Annotated in this window: 17 protein-coding genes; 10 read left to right on the top strand and 7 right to left on the bottom strand. The window is 70.3% G+C overall.

Annotated elements, in window-relative coordinates; translation table 11 throughout:
• Positions 1-28: 28 nt before the first annotated feature.
• Positions 29-1468: a sigma 54-interacting transcriptional regulator gene (locus ACTMTF_RS24885; RefSeq protein ID WP_397011941.1), complete on the top strand. Its 1440-nt coding sequence runs from the start codon at positions 29-31 to the stop codon at positions 1466-1468.
• A 122-nt stretch (positions 1469-1590) separates the two neighbouring features.
• A complete protein-coding gene (locus ACTMTF_RS24880; RefSeq protein ID WP_441112840.1) occupies positions 1591-3558 on the top strand; it encodes a vWA domain-containing protein in 1968 nt (655 codons plus the stop codon).
• Positions 3559-3575: 17 nt separating this feature from the next.
• On the opposite strand, the gene ACTMTF_RS24875 is transcribed toward ACTMTF_RS24880, so the two are convergent.
• Positions 3576-3998, bottom strand: coding sequence for a DUF6292 family protein (locus ACTMTF_RS24875; RefSeq protein WP_441112839.1), 423 nt, complete (start codon positions 3996-3998; stop codon positions 3576-3578).
• Positions 3999-4138: 140 nt separating this feature from the next.
• On the opposite strand from ACTMTF_RS24875, the gene ACTMTF_RS24870 reads away from it, so the two are divergent.
• Positions 4139-4261 carry a hypothetical protein gene (locus ACTMTF_RS24870; RefSeq protein WP_441112838.1) on the top strand — a complete coding sequence of 41 codons (123 nt, stop codon included), beginning with the start codon at positions 4139-4141 and terminating at the stop codon, positions 4259-4261.
• Between the two features lie 10 nt (positions 4262-4271).
• The gene (locus ACTMTF_RS24865) at positions 4272-4703 is read left to right on the top strand and encodes a hypothetical protein (RefSeq protein WP_397011949.1); all 432 of its coding nucleotides are present in this window, start codon (positions 4272-4274) and stop codon (positions 4701-4703) included.
• Here ACTMTF_RS24865 and ACTMTF_RS24860 read toward each other — a convergent pair.
• The gene (locus ACTMTF_RS24860) at positions 4700-5839 is read right to left on the bottom strand and encodes a cystathionine gamma-synthase (protein ID WP_441112837.1); all 1140 of its coding nucleotides are present in this window, start codon (positions 5837-5839) and stop codon (positions 4700-4702) included. The genes ACTMTF_RS24865 and ACTMTF_RS24860 overlap by 4 nt on opposite strands.
• 115 nt (positions 5840-5954) lie before the next feature.
• Positions 5955-6158 carry a hypothetical protein gene (locus ACTMTF_RS24855; protein ID WP_441112836.1) on the bottom strand — a complete coding sequence of 68 codons (204 nt, stop codon included), beginning with the start codon at positions 6156-6158 and terminating at the stop codon, positions 5955-5957.
• A gap of 135 nt (positions 6159-6293) precedes the next feature.
• On the opposite strand from ACTMTF_RS24855, the gene ACTMTF_RS24850 reads away from it, so the two are divergent.
• The 3 genes from ACTMTF_RS24850 (at position 6294) to ACTMTF_RS24840 (ending at position 9221) form a co-directional block, all read left to right on the top strand.
• A complete protein-coding gene (locus ACTMTF_RS24850) occupies positions 6294-7433 on the top strand; it encodes a sensor histidine kinase (RefSeq protein ID WP_441112835.1) in 1140 nt (379 codons plus the stop codon).
• 172 nt (positions 7434-7605) lie between these two features.
• A complete protein-coding gene (locus tag ACTMTF_RS24845) occupies positions 7606-7959 on the top strand; it encodes a hypothetical protein (RefSeq protein WP_441112834.1) in 354 nt (117 codons plus the stop codon).
• A gap of 107 nt (positions 7960-8066) precedes the next feature.
• Positions 8067-9221 (top strand): ABC transporter substrate-binding protein, encoded by a 1155-nt coding sequence (locus ACTMTF_RS24840; protein ID WP_441112833.1) that lies wholly within the window; start codon positions 8067-8069, stop codon positions 9219-9221.
• Between the two features lie 49 nt (positions 9222-9270).
• Here the strand turns inward: ACTMTF_RS24840 and ACTMTF_RS24835 are convergent, their stop codons facing one another.
• Entirely contained in the window at positions 9271-10641 is a 1371-nt protein-coding gene (locus tag ACTMTF_RS24835) for a cystathionine beta-synthase (RefSeq protein WP_441112832.1), read from the bottom strand.
• A gap of 123 nt (positions 10642-10764) precedes the next feature.
• Here ACTMTF_RS24835 and ACTMTF_RS24830 point away from each other — a divergent pair, with 123 nt between their 5' ends.
• From ACTMTF_RS24830 to ACTMTF_RS24820, 3 genes are all read left to right on the top strand, one after another.
• Complete coding sequence (locus ACTMTF_RS24830) at positions 10765-11748, top strand: SGNH/GDSL hydrolase family protein (RefSeq protein WP_441112831.1); 984 nt, start codon at positions 10765-10767, stop codon at positions 11746-11748.
• A 61-nt stretch (positions 11749-11809) separates the two neighbouring features.
• Entirely contained in the window at positions 11810-13150 is a 1341-nt protein-coding gene (locus ACTMTF_RS24825) for an outer membrane protein assembly factor BamB family protein (protein WP_441112830.1), read from the top strand.
• A 92-nt stretch (positions 13151-13242) separates the two neighbouring features.
• Positions 13243-14460, top strand: coding sequence for an acetyl-CoA C-acetyltransferase (locus ACTMTF_RS24820; RefSeq protein WP_441112829.1), 1218 nt, complete (start codon positions 13243-13245; stop codon positions 14458-14460).
• Between the two features lie 99 nt (positions 14461-14559).
• On the opposite strand, the gene ACTMTF_RS24815 is transcribed toward ACTMTF_RS24820, so the two are convergent.
• The 3 genes from ACTMTF_RS24815 to ACTMTF_RS24805 form a co-directional block, all read right to left on the bottom strand.
• Complete coding sequence (locus ACTMTF_RS24815; RefSeq protein WP_441112828.1) at positions 14560-14970, bottom strand: PPOX class F420-dependent oxidoreductase; 411 nt, start codon at positions 14968-14970, stop codon at positions 14560-14562.
• Between the two features lie 132 nt (positions 14971-15102).
• Entirely contained in the window at positions 15103-15336 is a 234-nt protein-coding gene (locus ACTMTF_RS24810; RefSeq protein WP_336207979.1) for a DUF4287 domain-containing protein, read from the bottom strand.
• A gap of 161 nt (positions 15337-15497) precedes the next feature.
• Positions 15498-16286 carry a Bax inhibitor-1/YccA family protein gene (locus ACTMTF_RS24805; RefSeq protein ID WP_441112827.1) on the bottom strand — a complete coding sequence of 263 codons (789 nt, stop codon included), beginning with the start codon at positions 16284-16286 and terminating at the stop codon, positions 15498-15500.
• Positions 16287-16290 lie beyond the last annotated feature (4 nt).

Raw genomic sequence — 16290 nt, 5'->3', positions numbered from 1 at the left:
AATAGTCAAGATCCGAAATCTCCGCCAGATGCGAAACTCTCCCCGCATCATCTCTGAGGGACGTAGTCTCGATCCCGTGCATCAGCCTCGTATTCTTCGCGAGTTGCGAGAGAGCGGCCACGTTCATCGCACCGTCAAAGCCGAGGTCCGCGAAAACCTGCTGGCCAAACTCCGAGCGGGCGAGCCCCGTTTCCCAGGCATCGTGGGCTTCGACGACTCCGTCCTGCCCCATCTCGAACGGGCCCTGATCGCCGGGCATGACCTGGTCCTGCTCGGTGAGCGGGGCCAGGGAAAGACCCGGCTCATCCGCACGGTCACCGGCCTCCTCGACGAGTGGACCCCCGTCGTGGAGGGATGCGAGATCAACGACCATCCCTACTCCCCTGTCTGCGGTCGCTGCCGCGCGCTGGCGGACGAGCTGGGCGACGAGCTCCCCGTGGCGTGGAAGCACCGTGACGAGCGTTACGGCGAGAAGCTCGCCACCCCCGACACCTCGGTGGGCGACCTGATCGGCGACATCGACCCGATCAAGATCGCCGAGGGGCGGCGGCTCGGTGACCCCGAGACCGTGCACTACGGCCTGGTCCCGCGCACCAACCGCGGCGTCTTCTCCGTCAACGAGCTGCCCGACCTGGCCGAGCGCATCCAGGTCTCGCTGCTCAACGTGCTGGAGGAGCGCGACATCCAGGTGCGCGGCTACAACCTGCGGCTGCCGCTCGACATCCTGCTCATCGCCAGCGCCAACCCTGAGGACTACACCAACAGGGGCCGGATCATCACCCCGCTGAAGGACCGCTTCGGCGCCGAGGTCCGCACCCACTACCCGCTCACGATCGAGGACGAGCTCACGCTCATCCGGCAGGAGACCGTGCCGGACATCGGGGCCGACATCCCCGAGCACCTCATCGAGGCGATCGCCAGGTTCACCCGGCTGGTCCGCGAGTCCACGGCCGTCGACGCCCGCTCCGGCGTGTCGGCGCGCTTCTCGATCGCGGCCGCCGAGACCGCCTCGGCCTCCGCCGTGCGCAGGGCCGCGATCGCCGGCGAGGAGCAGGCGGTGACCCGGGTGTGCGACCTGGCCCCGGTCGTGCACAGCCTGCGCGGCAAGGTCGAGTTCGAGGTCAGCGAGGAGGGCAGGGAGACCGAGATCCTGGCCCACCTGCTGCGCCGGGCCACGGCCGAGACGTTCAGGAGCCGGCTGGGCGGCTTGGACCTGTCGCCGCTCACCGACAAGTTCGCCGAGGGCAACCAGGTGGAGTCGGGCGAGCTGATCGGCGCGGGCGAGCTGCTGCACCGGATCGGCCCGGTCAACGGCCTCGCCAAGATCATGACCGCGCTGGGCATGGGCGCCGGCGAGGAGTCTCCGGGACACGCGGCGGCGGCGCTGGAGTTCACCCTGGAGGGCCTCTACCTGATGCGCCGGCTGTCGAAGGACGACCTCGACGGCGTCGCCGTCTACCGGACCTGACCGTCGGGGCGGTCTCGCCCGGCTTCGCCGGCGGGGCCGCCTCGGCGCTGTTCACCACAGGCGGACCCACACGTACGGGCTCATGGTCCGCAAAGGGGAGCATCTGGGGTTAGCGTGGGTCCGTGACGGCCTACCGCTATGGCGAGTTCCACGACGGCCCTGACCCCCTCGCCCCGCCGTACGACGTGCGTGCGGCTCTCGACGAGATGGGCGACGCCATCCTGTCCGGCTCCACGCCCGTGCACGCCCTGCGCGACCTGCTCAAGCGCGGGCTGCCGGGCGCGCGGGACCGCCGGGGCCTCGACGACATGCTCAGAGAGGTACGCCGACGCCGCCGGGAGCTGCGGGAGAGCGGCCGGCTCGACGGCACCCTGGAGCGCGCACGGGCGCTGCTGGACAAGGCGATCGGGCAGGAGCGCGCCGAGCTGTTCCCTGACCCCTCCGACGACGCCCGGCTGCGTGAGGCCGAGCTCGACACCCTGCCCGACGACACCGCCGGCGCCATCCAGGCACTGACGCCCTACGAGTGGCGCTCTGCCGCCGCCAGGCAGACCTTCCAGGAGCTGCGCGACCTGCTGCGGCGGGAGGTGCTCGACAGCCAGTTCAAGGGGCTGCGCGACGCGCTGGCGAATCCTGACCCGGAGGCGATGGAGCGGGTCCGCCAGATGATGTCGGACTTGAACGACATGCTGGACAAGGACGCCCGAGGCGAGCACCAGCAGGCCGACTTCGACGACTTCATGGCGAAATATGGCGACATGTTCCCGGAGAAGCCCCGGAACCTCGACGAGCTCGTCGACGCCCTCGCCCGCCGCGCCGCCGCCACCCAGCGCATGCTCGCCTCGATGACCCCGCGCCAGCGCGAGGAGCTCGGCAACCTGATCGACGAGACCCTCGACCAGTCCGGGCTGTCGGACCAGATGCGCCGCCTCGGCGAGGCCCTCGCCGCCCGCCGCCCCGACCTCGCCTGGGACGCCGGCGAGCGGATGACCGGCGAGGAGCCGCTCGGTATGGGCGACGCCGTCACCGCCCTGGAGGAGCTGGCCGACCTCGCCCAGCTGGAGACCGCCCTGCGCCAGGACTACCCTGGGGCCAGGCTGGACGACATCGACGAGGCCGCGGTCCGCCGTGCCCTCGGCCGCTCGGCCGTCGACGACCTCGAAGGCCTGAAGCGGATCGAGCGGGAGCTGGAGGAGCAGGGCTACCTCCTGCGCCGCCGCGGCAAGCTGGAGCTCACCCCCAAGGCCGTGCGGCGGCTCGGCGAGACCGCGCTGCGCCGGGTGTTCTCCTCGCTCGACGCCGGGCGGCGGGGCGACCACGACCAGCACGACGCGGGCTCGGCGGGCGAGCTCACCGGCTCGTCACGCCCCTGGCGGTTCGGCGACGAGCAGCCGATCGACGTGGTCCGCACCCTGGTCAACGGCGTGCGCGGCGGCGGCCTGCGCACCGGTTCCGGTGCCGGCACGTCCGTGCGTCTGTCCGTCGACGACTTCGAGGTGGCCGAGACCGAGCGGCGCAGCGCCGCGGCCATCTGCCTGCTGGTCGACCTGTCCTACTCGATGGCCCTGCGGGGCACCTGGGCCGCGGCCAAGCAGACGGCGCTGGCCCTGCAGGCGCTGGTGGCCGCCAAATTCCCGCAGGACGCCGTACAGATCATCGGCTTCTCCAACTACGCGCGGGTCCTGCAGCCGGACGAGCTCGCCGGCCTCGACTGGGACATGGTGCAGGGCACCAACCTGCACCACGCGCTGCTGATCGCGGGACGTCACCTGGATCGCCACCCCGACTTCGAGCCGGTGGTCCTCGTCGTCACCGACGGCGAGCCCACCGCCCACCTGATGCGCAACGGCCGCTCGGCCTTCGAGTGGCCGCCGTCGTCGGAGACGCTGGAGCTGACGCTGGCCGAGGTGGACAAGATGACCCGCCGCCGCGCCACGCTCAACGTCTTCATGCTGGCGGGCGACGACCGGCTCAAGGAGTTCGTCGACGAGGTCGCCCGGCGCAACGGCGGGCGCGTCTTCTCGCCCGACGCCGACCGGCTGGGCGAATACGTGGTGAGCGACTTCCTGCGCGTGCGCCGGGCACGCTGACGGCCCGGCCCGCGCGGTCAGGCGTCGATGAGGCGCGTGTAGAAATCGAGCGCGAGGTCGAAGCCGTCGTGGCAGTTGCGGTGGGAGCGGTAGCAGGGACGCCACGCGCTGCAGGCGCCGATGCCCGCGCGGGCGTCGGCCAGCGCCGCGGGCACCCGCTCCGGCCTGGGCAGCAGCCCGCCGCCCAGATAGCGGGACCCGGTCAGCTCGGTGCGCTCGCCGGGACCGCCGGAGACGAAGCGGCCCAGCCGCCAGCCGCTCTCCTCGTCCCACACCAGCGCGGCCCCGTCCGCCAGGCGAACGGTCGCCTCGCGCGGATCGCAGGGGCCCTCCCACCAGTCGGCGACCTCGGCTCCGAGCAGCTCGACGACTAGCCGCACATAGCAGACCGGCTGCTGCAGCCACTCATCGGAATACGGCTCGACGTGCCTGATGGTCACGGACGGCACCCCCTTGTGCCCAGAAGGTAAGGAAAATCCAGCGGTGCACAACGATACCTGGGCCGAACTCGTGCCGACGCCCAAGCGTCTAGTCATTACGGGCGGTATTTCCGCCCGCTACGGGGAAAGAGGGGGTGCTAATGATCGCCGTCATTCTCATCACGCTGATGATCATCGCCATCGTCAGCAACGAACTGATCATGCGCTGCTCCGCCGAAAGCAAAGAGAGTGTCGAGTCCCCGGCCGAGATCGCCGGGGACTAGTCTCTCCCGCATGTCGTCCCTGTTTCTCTGGCTGCACATCGGCTTCGCGGTCTTCACCATCGGGCCGCTGACCGCCGCCACCATGGCAGCGCCGCGCGCCATCCGCGACAACAACCTGCCCGTGCTCCGCAACATCCAGCGCACGACCCGGATCTACAGCGTCGCGGCGCTGGGCGTCTTCGTGTTCGGGGTGGTGCTCGGCGTGGTGCTGGGCGGCGGGGTGCTCGGCGAGTGGTACATGACGGCGTCGATGACGCTGTTCATCGTCGGCATCGTGCTGCTCTTCATCATCGACCGCGACCTGCGCGGCGCCGTCCAGGCCCTCCAGAGCGAGGAGAAGGACGACGACGCGAAGGTGCAGAACGGCCGGATCGCCGCCATCAGCGGCCTGCTCGCGGTGATCTGGCTGGTGATCCTCTTCCTGATGGTGGTGCCCGGCTAGCCGAGCGCCCGTGTCAGGTCGGCGAGCAGGTCGTCGATCGTCTCGATGCCGACCGACAGGCGCACCAGGTCGCCGGGAACCTCCAGCGGCGAGCCGGCCACGGAGGCGTGCGTCATCCTGCCCGGATGCTCGATGAGCGACTCGACGCCGCCGAGCGACTCGCCGAGCGTGAACAGCTCGGTGCGGTTGCACACCTCGACCGCCTCGGCCTCGCCGCCGGCCACCCGGAACGACACCATGCCGCCGAACCTCTTCATCTGCTTGGCGGCCACCTCGTGACCGGGGTGCTCGCCGAGCCCCGGGTAGAGCACCTGGGTCACCTTCGGGTGCGCGAGCAGCAGGTCGACGACTCGCTCGGCGTTGTCGCAGTGGCGGTCCATGCGCACGCCGAGCGTCTTGAGCCCGCGCAGCGTCAGCCACGCGTCGAACGGCCCCGCGACCGCGCCCATCGCGTTCTGGTGGTAGGCGAGCTCGTCGCCGAGCCCCCGGTCGGCCGCGACGAGAGCGCCGCCGACCACGTCGGAGTGGCCGCCGACGTACTTGGTGGTCGAGTGCACGACGACGTCCGCACCGAGCGCCAGCGGCTGCTGGAGGTACGGCGAGGCGAAGGTGTTGTCGACGACGAGCAGCGAGCCGTTGTCATGGGCGAGCCGGGCCAGCGCCGCGATGTCGGCGATGCCGAGCAGCGGGTTGGTGGGCGTCTCCACCCAGATGACCTTCGTCTTCTGCGTCAGCGCCGACGCCACCGCGTCCAGGTCGCCGAGCGGCACCGGATCGTAGTGCAGGCCCCAGCGCTCGTGCACCTTGGCGAACAGCCGATAGGTGCCGCCGTAGGCGTCGTTCGGGATGACGACGTGGTCTTGTGGCTTGCACACCGTGCGGAGCAGGGTGTCCTCGGCGGCGAGCCCGGAGGCGAACGCCAGCCCGCGCGCCCCGCCCTCCACCGCCGCCAGCGCCTCTTCGAGCGCCGTCCTCGTGGGATTGGCCGAGCGGCTGTATTCGTATCCGGAACGCAGGCCGCCCACACCGTCCTGCTTGTAGGTGGAGGTCGCGTATATCGGCGGCACGACCGCGCCGGTCACAGGATCAGGCTCCTGACCTGCGTGGATCGCCAGGGTTTCGAAACCGTTGGTCATACCGCCACCGTAACGGACGCGGCCCGCGCTCCGTTCCCCAACAGAGCGCGGGCCGCGCCGGGGCATCACCCCCGCGATGCCCTGCGGCTCGCGCGCCATACCGCGCGAGCCGGTCTCAGGCGGCCGTGGGCTCCCGGCGGTCATCGGCCCTGCTGCGCGGCAGCCGTACGATCTCCGCCTCGCGCACCCTGATGTGCCGCCCGCTGGCCCCCTCAGCGGGCTCCCCGTTGATGCGCGACAGCAGCACCGGGTCGGTCAGTGCCAGCAGCACCCCGATGACCAGCCCGACACCCAGTAGTACGAATCCGATGACCACCATGGTCGCCCCCTTCCGGCTCATCCAGAATCGCTCCCCACCCCCTGTCCCCGCCTCGGCTGAAGAGCCGGTCCCTGTCCCCCGTGCTCGGCCGAATGGTCGATACGACCTCTACGACTTGCGGCCTAGGCTCGGACCGTGCGGGAATCCAAACGCGTCGTCTACTGGATCCGCCGGCTGAGCGAGATCGCCATGTTCGGCTGGCTCGGCCTCATGCTCCTGGCCGACCTGGCCGTCGCCATCACCTCCGCGGGGCTCCAGATCCTGGTGTTCTGCTGCGGAGTCGCCGGGATCGCGGCCGTGGCCCTGCGCCGCCGCTTCCGGGTGGAGACCTTGGGCATCATGTTCGGCCTCTCCATGCTCACCTCGTTGATCATGGGATTCTCGGGCACCACAGGCATGCCCGGCGCGGCGGAGACGGGGGCGCTGCTCGTCCTCTCCCTCGGCGTGATCAGGCACGTGGAGCCGGTCCGCACGGCGGCGATCCTGACCGGCGCCGGCCTGATCGTGCTCATGACCGAGGCCTTCGGCCGCAGCTCGAGCGTCGAGGCCCTCGCCTTCGCGTTCCTGCTGTTCGCCGCCTGGTCGACGGTCGCCGGCGTCGGCGGCTACCTGCGCTTCCAGCAGGAGCGCCGTAAAGAGGCCGTCCATTCCGTACGACGCGCCGAACGGCTGGAGCTGGCCAGGGAGCTGCACGACTTGGTCGCCCACCACATCACCGGCATCGTCGTACAGGCCCAGGCCGCCCGTACGGTCGCCGAGACCAGCCCGGCGGCCGTGGTGCCGGCCCTCGACGCCATCGCCACGGCCGGCGGCGAGGCGCTCACCTCGATGCGCCGGATGGTCACCGTGCTGAGAGCCGACGAGGCGTCCCGTAGTCCCGGCACCTCGCTCGCGGACCTGCGGCTGCTCACCGACCGCTTCTCGGCGGAGGGTCCGAAGGTGGCGTTCGAGATCGGCCAGGGCATCGACGATCGCACGCTGGCCCCCGAGGTGCTGACGACCCTGCACCGGGTGCTGCTGGAGGCGCTCACCAACGTCCGCAAGCACGCGCCGCGGGCCGCCTGGGTCGAGGCCGACCTGCGGCGGTACGACGCCGTCGTGGTGCTGCGGGTGCGCAACTACGACTCGGCCTCGGACCCCAGGGTCTCCCGTCTCGGCGGCGGCTTCGGTCTCGTGGGCATGGCGGAGCGGGTCGAGGCGCTCGGCGGCCACCTCGACGCCGGCCTCACCCCCGAGGGCGCCTGGGAGATCCGCGCCGAGTTCCCTCTCCACTGACCCCCGCCCGGCCGGCGCAGCCGCTCAGAACCATGGCGTTTGAAGATTTCTATAACCGAACGCGATGATTCCATTACTCTCAGTGCTGCCCGATCGCAGGATGCGACCAGGCAGCACAACCTTCCGCACAAGTGAGACGGGAACCATGCAGACAGTACGGAAAATCTTCGTAGTGGCAGCAGCCGTGGCGGGCATCATGGCCGCGCCGGCCGGGATCGGCGCCGCCGGCGCCGCCACGGGCGACCGCGACGCAGGCCCGGGCGGCCTGCTGTCCAACATCTCCGGACGGAACTCCTCCGGCCACGCGAACCTCTGCGGCACGGGCAAGCTCTCCCTGCTCAAAGAGCGCACCTGTATCGCCAAGGACCACCACAACCCCGGCAAGGGCGGCGACGTCGCCGGCCCCAGCGGCGGCATCCTGTCCAACCTCCTGTTCGCCCGCAACGCCTCCGGCCACAGCAACAACTGCGGGAACGAGACGATCTCCATCATGAGCCGCACCACCTGCGTGACCGTGCACGGGTAACGACCGGGCATCCGCCCGGGGGCCTGCCCGCCCAGGCCCCCACACCCCTGCCCCGACGACCGCAGACCGAGGTGATGATGGCAGATCCGCAGTTGTGCATAGGCGCCGTGATCCCCCTGACCGGGCGACTGGCCCGGCTCGGAGATCCGCTGTCATTTCTGCTCCCATGGCTGGCGCCACGACTGACCCACCTGCGCAACGGGAGCCGCCGCCACCCCTTGCGCATCGCGATCCGCGACAGCCGATCGGACCCCGTCCGCGCCCGCCAGGCCGTACGGGAACTGGCCACCGACGAACAGGCGCACATCGTGATCACCATGGCGGGCACCCAGGTGCTGCCCGCAGTGGTCGACGCTTGCGAGGAGCTCCAGGTGCCTTGCGTGTCGACCACCTTCCCCTGGCAGGCCTACGTCCACCGGCCCGGCGCCGAGGAGCACCAACGATTCGCATGGACCTACCACTTCGCCTGGGGCCTGGACGACATCGCCACCGTGTTCGCCGAGATGTGGGAGCGCCTGGGTGCGACGCAGACGGTGGGATGCCTGTGGAACGACGACCTACAAGGCCGTCTGCTGCGCCACGACCGTGACGGTTTCGCGCCCGTGGCCAGGAAGCGCGGCCACACTTTGATCGACCCCGGCGGCTACCGGGAGCCCGCCATCGATCTGAGTGACCATGTCGACCAGCTGCGCCGGCACGGCGCCGACATCGTCACCAGCGCCGCCACCGCCGCTGACCTGACGCTGTTCCACCGCCAGGCCCACCGTTCCGGGCTGCACCCGCGCCTGATCACCTGCTCGCGGTGGCTGGCCTACCCCCACACGGGTGCTGCCGGGAGCGAGGAACTGGCTCAGGCGCGAGTGGGCACCCTGGTCTACTGGACGCCGCACCACCCCTACCGCTCCAGCCTGGACGGCACCACGGCCGCCGACCTGGCCACGGCATACCAGCAAGTCACGGGCAACCCGTGGCTGCAGCCCCTGGGCCTGGCCCACGCCCTCATCGAGGTCGCCCACCATGCCCTGACCCGCGCTGCCGACCCCACCGACCGCTGCGCCATCGCCCAGGCGATCAGCAGCACCCGCATCGCCACCATGGCGGGGTCGCTGGACTGGACGAGCGGCCCCACCCCCAACATCGCGCTCGTCCCCCTGGTCGGCGGCCAATGGCAGCCGACCAGCCGCGGGCAAGAGCTCGCCTTGGTCACCAACACCGGCCTGCCCGAGGTGCCCATCACCGCGGACCTGATGTCGGCACGGTGACCTCTGCACCGAAGGGGACGCCGGTCGAGCAGCGGCGCGCCGCTCCGAATCAGTGGTTGGCCAGGAAGGTGAGCAGGTCCTGGCGGGTGAGGAGGCCGGCGGGCTTGCCCTCTTCGAGCACCACCGCGGCGTCCGCCGACTTCAGCGCCTCGACCGCCATCGACACCGGCTCGCCACTGCCGATCATGGGCAGCGGCGCGGACATGTGCTGCGAGACCAGGTCGTCGGAGGTCAGCTTGCCGTGGTAGAGCGCGTCGAGGAGGTCGCGCTCGACGATCGAGCCGACCACCTCGGCCGCCATCACCGGCGGCTCCTCGTTCATCACCGGAAGCTGGGACACGGAGTATTCGCGCATGGTGGCGATGGCCGTGCCCACCGACTCGTGCGGGTGCGCGTGCACGAAGTTGGGCAGGCTCGCCCCCTTGCGGGCCAGCACGTCGCGCACCAGGCCCTCCTCCGAGGTGGTGGTCAGGAAGCCATAGTCGGCCATCCAGTCGTCGTTGAAGATCTTGGACAGGTAGCCGCGGCCGCCGTCGGGCAGCAGCACCACGACCACGTCGTCCGGCCCCGCCGTGGCCGCCACCTGGAGCGCCGCGACCACGGCCATCCCGCAGGAGCCGCCGACCAGCAGCGCCTCCTCACGGGCCAGCTTGCGGGTCATGTTGAAGGAGTCCTTGTCGGACACCGCGATGATCTCGTCGCAGATCTTGGTGTCGTAGGTGGCCGGCCAGATGTCCTCGCCCACCCCTTCCACCAGGTACGGCCTGCCGGAGCCGCCGGAGTAGACGGACCCTACCGGGTCAGCGCCGATGATCTTCACGCTGCCGCCGGAGACCTCCTTGAGGTAGCGGCCGGTGCCGCTGATCGTGCCCCCGGTGCCGATGCCCGCGACGAAGTGGGTGATCCTGCCCTCGGTCTGCTCCCAGATCTCCGGGCCGGTGGAGTGGTAGTGGGAGTCGGGGTTGTTGACGTTGGAGTACTGGTCCGGCTTCCAGGCGTCGGGGATCTCGCGGGCCAGCCGGTCGGAGACCGAGTAGTAGGACTCCGGATGCTCGGGCGCGACGGCGCTGGGGCAGACCACGACCTCCGCGCCGTACGCGCGCAGCACCGAGATCTTGTCCTGGGCGACCTTGTCCGGCACCACGAACAGGCACCGGTAGCCCCTCTGCTGGGCCACGATGGCCAGGCCGACGCCGGTGTTGCCGGACGTCGGCTCGACGATGACGCCGCCGGGCCGCAGCTCGCCCGAGGCCTCGGCGGCGTCGATCATGCGGACGGCGATGCGGTCCTTGACCGACCCACCGGGGTTGAAGTACTCGACTTTGGCGAGCACCTGGGCCGGCATTCCCGCCGAAACCTTGTGCAACCGGACGAGTGGGGTGTTGCCCATCAGCTCGACCAGGGAATCATAAACGCGCACCGAGGTGTCACCTTCTTTGCCAAAGCTTGGTCAGCAGGTCCGAGGCCGAGATCCCGTGCAGGTGGCAGGCCCTCGGCTAGTTTCATGCAAACGCTACCGCCGAGTTCGGCCAGGGAGGCACACGTGGTCTGGGCAGCGGGCACGGCACGCGCGGCACGACGCATCGCCACGGCCGCCGCGCTGGGAGGCGGTGGCCTGACGGCGCTCGGCGCCACCGCCTACGGACTCCTGATCGCCGAGAGCCTGCTGGCGAGGAAGACCATCGGACGCCCGCACGGCATGGACGGCCCACCCGCCGACGGGGTCTACGGCGACTACCCCGGCCCGCCGATCAAACTGGCCATGCTGGGCGATTCCACCTCTATAGGGCTCGGCATGACAGATCCCGTCAAGACACCGGCGGTCATGCTCGCCAACGGGCTGGCCTCGGTCGCCGAGCGCCCTGTGCTGCTGTGCGTCGTGGGCAAGTCGGGGGCGGCCTCCGCCGAACTGGACGAGCAGGTGGACGCCGCTCTGGCGATGGAGCCGGATGTGGCGGTGCTCTTCGTCGGCGCCAACGACGTGATCACCGCGACCTCGCCCGCCACCTCCGTGCGGCACCTGATCAAGGCGGTGCGGCGGCTGCGTGACGTGGGCGCCGAGGTGATCGTCGGCACCTGCCCCGACCTCGGCACGGTCCGGCCGCTCGCCCAGCCGCTGCGCTGGGTGGCCCGGCGCTGGAGCCGCCAGATCGCCGCCGCGCAGACGGTCGCGGTGGTGGACGCGGGTGGCCGTACGGTGGCGTTCGCCAACCTCCTGGGACCGGAATTCCACACAAACCCGGGCGAAATGTTCGGACCGGATCGTTTCCATCCATCTGACCGAGGTTACGCACAGGCCGCTTACGCGGTGCTACCTTCGGTGTGCGCTGCGTTGGGGTTGTGGCCCGAGCCGCGACCCGCGCGCGGCGAAGGACTGCAACCGATCTACCTTGCGGCGGCCACGGCCGCGGAGGAGCCCGGCACCGAGGTGTCCGCGACCCGGGTCGCCGGGCGGACCAGCGGCACCCACGGCAAGTGGGCGGCGCTGTTCCGCCGGCGTCTTGGGGAGGGGCTCAACGACGCCTGAAACCGGTCACCCTCCGCGCTGGAGCCGTCACTCGTGTTCCCCAGTTTGGAGTGAATTGCCCGTGCTCCGGCCTCTCGCGAAACCGGCTCTCGCACTCGCCGGGACCTTGGCCCTGGCCGGCTGTTCCAACAGCGATGCAGCCACCGCCACCTATCCGACCTGGCACAACACCGAGATCAACGCCGTCAGCCGGATGGCTGCGGCCGGCGGGGTGGTGACCACCACCGCCATGAAGCCCGACGGCGCGCTGGAGACCGTCTCGCTCGACCTTGCCGACGGCAAGAAGCTCTGGGCCCACCCCGCCACCATGGCCGGCCGCCTCCCCGGGATGGGCGTCTCGGCCCCCGCCCTGGTGGAGACGGCCAAGGGAGCGACGATCGTCGCCCTCGACCCGGCCAAGAAGGGCCGCTGGAACGCCACCCTCGTCGCCCGCGAGGCCCGCACCGGCAAGCAGAAGTGGACCAGGCCGATCCACTCGACCTTCGGCCCGCAACGCTGCGGCCCGTACGTCTGCCTGTCGGAGCACACCGCCACGGCGGGCGCCCGCGTCGTCGTGCTCGACCCCGACACCGGCAAGCTCAAGTGGAAGCTGCCCGGCATCGCCGAGGTCGAGTGGTCCGACCGCGACCGGGTCCTGATGCTGCGCCTGGCCAAGAACCCGATGATCGAGTCCTACGACCTCAAGACCGGCAAGCTCCAGTGGCAGCAGCCCATCGAGCAGGCGCTCGGCCCCGGGATCGACATGTCCGGCGGCTGGGCCTTCGGCGCCACCGGCGACAACCTCATCGGCTACGTCGCCCCCTACACCAACCCGAAGACCAAGAACGTCTCCACCTTCGGCCTGTTCTCCGTCAAGATCGGCGACGGCACGATCAACTGGATGCGCCCTTCCGTGGTCCGCGTCTACCCCAGCGGCAGCCCCGGCTTCGCCCCCGTCGTCCGCCCGGTCGACCAGCAGGGCGCCTACGGCGGCTTCGCCAGGCTCGACTCCGAGACCGGCCGCGTCGTCGGCCAGATCACCGCCGCCGACGTCCCCGGCTCCGGCTGGTGGCTCGCCTTCCCCAACCGCATGGACAAGCTCGGCTTCCTCAAGCACGACCACAAGGGCAGCGCCTTCGACCTCGTCACCGGCAAGCCGGTGCCGGTCGAGGAGCAGCGGGGCTGGTCCTTCTGCGTGACCGACCCCAAGCCTCTCCCGCTCCGGGGCCAGGCCCCCGGCTTCTACTCCACCGCCGCCCTGTGCGAGTACGACCTCGCCACCGGCAAGCGGATCGCCGAGGCCGCCACCCCGCCGTCCTGGTTCACCGGCAGCCAGCACGGCTGGCGGCTGTGGCGCGACGAGAAGGGCGCGGTGCACGCCACCAACGACCGCACCGCCACCGCTCCGGGCATGTACGGCTAGCGTCGCCGTACCGGAAAACAGTGGGGGGCGGGCGTGATGACAGAAGGGATATTGGAATATAGTTCTAGTCCTGTGCTGACAAAGGAGGGGCCATGCCCGAGGCAGTCATCGTCGCAACCGCCCGCTCGCCCATCGGGCGGGCAGGCAAGGGATCGCTCAAGGAGATCCGCCCCGACGACCTGACCGTGCAGATGATCCAGGCGGCGCTGGCCAAGGTGCCCCAGCTCGATCCGCACACGATCGACGATCTCATGCTGGGCTGCGGCCTGCCCGGCGGTGAGCAGGGCTTCAACATGGCCCGCGTGGTGGCGGTGATGCTGGGCCTGGACGACGTGCCCGGCACCACGATCACCCGCTACTGCTCCTCGTCGCTGCAGACCACCAGGATGGCGTTCCACGCGATCAAGGCGGGCGAGGGCGACGTGTTCGTGTCGGCCGGGGTGGAGACGGTGTCCCGGCTGGCCAAGGGCAGCTCCGACAGCTGGCCCGACACCATGAACCCGATCTTCGACGAGGCCCGGGGCAGGACCAAGGCGGCCGGGCAGGGCGGTCAGAGCTGGCACGACCCGCGCGAGGACGACGTGGTGCCCGACATCTACATCGCGATGGGCCAGACGGCCGAGAACCTCGCCCAGATCAAGGGCGTCAGCCGCGAGGAGCAGGACGAGTTCGGCGTACGCTCGCAGAACCTGGCCGAGAAGGCGCTGGCCGACGGCTTCTGGCAGAAGGACATCACGCCCGTCACGCTGCCCGACGGCACCGTGGTCAGCAAGGACGACGGGCCGCGCGCCGGCACCACCTACGAGAAGGTGTCCACGCTCAAGCCGGTCTTCCGCCCCGACGGCACCGTGACGGCGGGCAACTGCTGCCCGCTCAACGACGGCGCCGCCGCGGTGGTCATCATGAGCGACGTCAAGGCCGCGGAGCTGGGCATCACCCCGCTGGCCCGGATCGTCTCGACCGGCGTCACCGGCCTGTCGCCCGAGATCATGGGCCTCGGCCCGGTCGGCGCGACCAGGCAGGCGCTGTCCCGCGCCGGGATGGCGATCGAGGACATCGACCTGGTGGAGATCAACGAGGCGTTCGCCGCCCAGGTCATCCCGTCCTACCAGGACCTCGGCATCGACCTCGACCGGCTGAACGTCAACGGCGGCGCCATCGCGGTCGGCCACCCGTTCGGCATGACGGGCGCCCGCATCACCTCGACCCTGATCAACAGCCTGCGCCACCACGACAAGAGCATCGGCCTGGAGACGATGTGCGTGGGCGGTGGCCAGGGCATGGCGATGATCCTGGAGCGCCTGAGCTGACCGGCGCACCGGCCGGGCCGCACGATGGGCCCGGCCGGCTCCGCCGCCGCGACCGTGCCCCTGACCGTGGGCGACCGGCCGGCCGTGGGCAGCGACCGGTCAGCCGTGGCGGTCGGGGCCGGCGCGGTGTGGCGTGATGCGGAGGACGACGCGGCGCTCGCGGACCATCGCGGCCCGGTAGTCGTCCCAGTCCGGATGCTCGCCGGAGATCCTGCGGTAGTACTCGATCAGGTCGTCCATGGCGTCCGGCAGCGAGACGACCTCCGCGGTGCCCTCCACCTGGATCCACTCGCCGAAGAAGCCGTCGGTGAAGGCGCAGACGGCCACCTGGGGGTTGCCGCGGGCGTTGTGGGTCTTGGTCGCCGTCTCCCTGGTGCTGACGATGATGCGGCCCTCGTCGTCGACGCCCACCAGCACCGGCGACATCTGGGGACGGCCGTCGGGGTGCTCGGTCAGCAGGATGGCGCGATGGTGGCGGGCGAGGAAGTCCCGCGCCTTGTCTAGGTCCATGAGCCTATGATCGCGCGTACGGATCCGTGTGCGCGGGTACGCGCGCCGTGGGAGCGGTCATGGCTGCGGTCATGGCTGCGGTCATGGCTGCGCGCCCGTGCCGGACGGCACGGGCGCGGGTCAGCGATGGGCTTAGATGAAGCCCATGCGGTTACGGCGGAACCGCTCGTGTTCGTGCACGATCGCGGCGGCGTAGCCGTGGGTCAGCCCATGCTCGTCGGCGAGCCAGTTGGCCCGCTCGTCGCACCTCAGGAAGGATGGGCCGTTGTCGATGGCTAGGAACCACTCGGGGAGTTCGCGTCCCGTTATGGTCGGGACCCTTGCGATGAGCTTCGTCTGCGTCTCCGGTGAGTGGTTCAAGGACATGGGCACCTCCACGGATTAAGGTCCTTTGCTTGACCCTGCAACACCGCTTGCCGAATGGCAAGACCCCAACCTGTGATCGTTTCGTTATGCGGGTAGATTTCCTATAGCACAAAGAGAGGGCCCCGCCAACGGTGGCGGGGCCCTCTCGTCGAGACGCGGGATCAGTCGCTACTGGAGAAGTAGCTGAGCAGGCGGAGCACCTCAAGGTAGATCCAGACCAGGCTCAGCGTGAGCCCGAAGGCGCACTGCCAGGCGAACTTGGCCGGAGCGCCCTGCTTGACGCCCTGCTCGATCGAGTCGAAGTCGAGGAGCAGGAAGAAGCAGCCGAGCAGGATCATGGCGGCGCTGAACACGATGGCGAGCGTGCCCCCGTCGCGCAGGCCGAGCCCACCGGGGACGAAGAAGCCGGCCACCAGGTTGACGAGGATCAGGCCGAGCGCCGCGACGGCCGCCGCGATGACGTACCTGACCATCTTCGGGGTGACCCGGACGATCCGTAGTGTGTAGACGGCCAGCACGCCGCCGAACGCCATGGCGGTGCCGAGGACCGCCTGGATCACGATGCCGCTGATCTGTCCCTCGAACAGGCTGCTGATGGTGCCCAGGAAGACGCCCTCGAAGGCGGCGTAACCCAGGATGAGCGCCGGGTTGCTGCTCTGCGTGAACGACACGATCAGGCCGAGGACCAGCGCCACGATGGCGGCGCCGATGGCCACTCCGGGGGACACGTCGAGATACCAGGCCGCGGCCGCCGCCACGACCAGGGTGCCCAGCGTCATGAAGCTGCGGACGACGACGTCGTCCAGCGTCATGGCCCGGAAGGCGGGCTGGGTCGGCGGGGCGTAGGAAGGGGCGTCGTACATGTTCTGCAGCTGGTCGGGGCTCGGAGCCGGGGCGCCCCAGCCCGCCGACTGCCGTGACCTACTGAAAACGGGGTTTCTACTCTGCATCGCT

Source organism: Nonomuraea sp. ZG12, assembly GCF_052068115.1.
Taxonomy (GTDB): domain Bacteria; phylum Actinomycetota; class Actinomycetes; order Streptosporangiales; family Streptosporangiaceae; genus Nonomuraea.
This window is presented reverse-complemented; position numbering and strand designations above follow the sequence as displayed.

Bases quoted from the DNA above. Each gene is read 5' to 3' on its own strand.
- ACTMTF_RS24885 (WP_397011941.1), top strand. From the start codon at position 29: ATGCGAAACTCTCCCCGCATCATCTCTGAGGGACGTAGTCTCGATCCC.
- ACTMTF_RS24810 (WP_336207979.1), bottom strand. From the start codon at position 15,336: ATGTCCTTGAACCACTCACCGGAGACGCAGACGAAGCTCATCGCAAGG.
- ACTMTF_RS24860 (WP_441112837.1), bottom strand. From the start codon at position 5,839: ATGACCAACGGTTTCGAAACCCTGGCGATCCACGCAGGTCAGGAGCCT.
- ACTMTF_RS24855 (WP_441112836.1), bottom strand. From the start codon at position 6,158: ATGGTGGTCATCGGATTCGTACTACTGGGTGTCGGGCTGGTCATCGGG.
- ACTMTF_RS24870 (WP_441112838.1), top strand. From the start codon at position 4,139: ATGATCGCCGTCATTCTCATCACGCTGATGATCATCGCCATCGTCAGC.
- ACTMTF_RS24805 (WP_441112827.1), bottom strand. From the start codon at position 16,286: ATGCAGAGTAGAAACCCCGTTTTCAGTAGGTCACGGCAGTCGGCGGGC.
- ACTMTF_RS24865 (WP_397011949.1), top strand. From the start codon at position 4,272: ATGTCGTCCCTGTTTCTCTGGCTGCACATCGGCTTCGCGGTCTTCACC.
- ACTMTF_RS24815 (WP_441112828.1), bottom strand. From the start codon at position 14,970: ATGGACCTAGACAAGGCGCGGGACTTCCTCGCCCGCCACCATCGCGCC.
- ACTMTF_RS24820 (WP_441112829.1), top strand. From the start codon at position 13,243: ATGCCCGAGGCAGTCATCGTCGCAACCGCCCGCTCGCCCATCGGGCGG.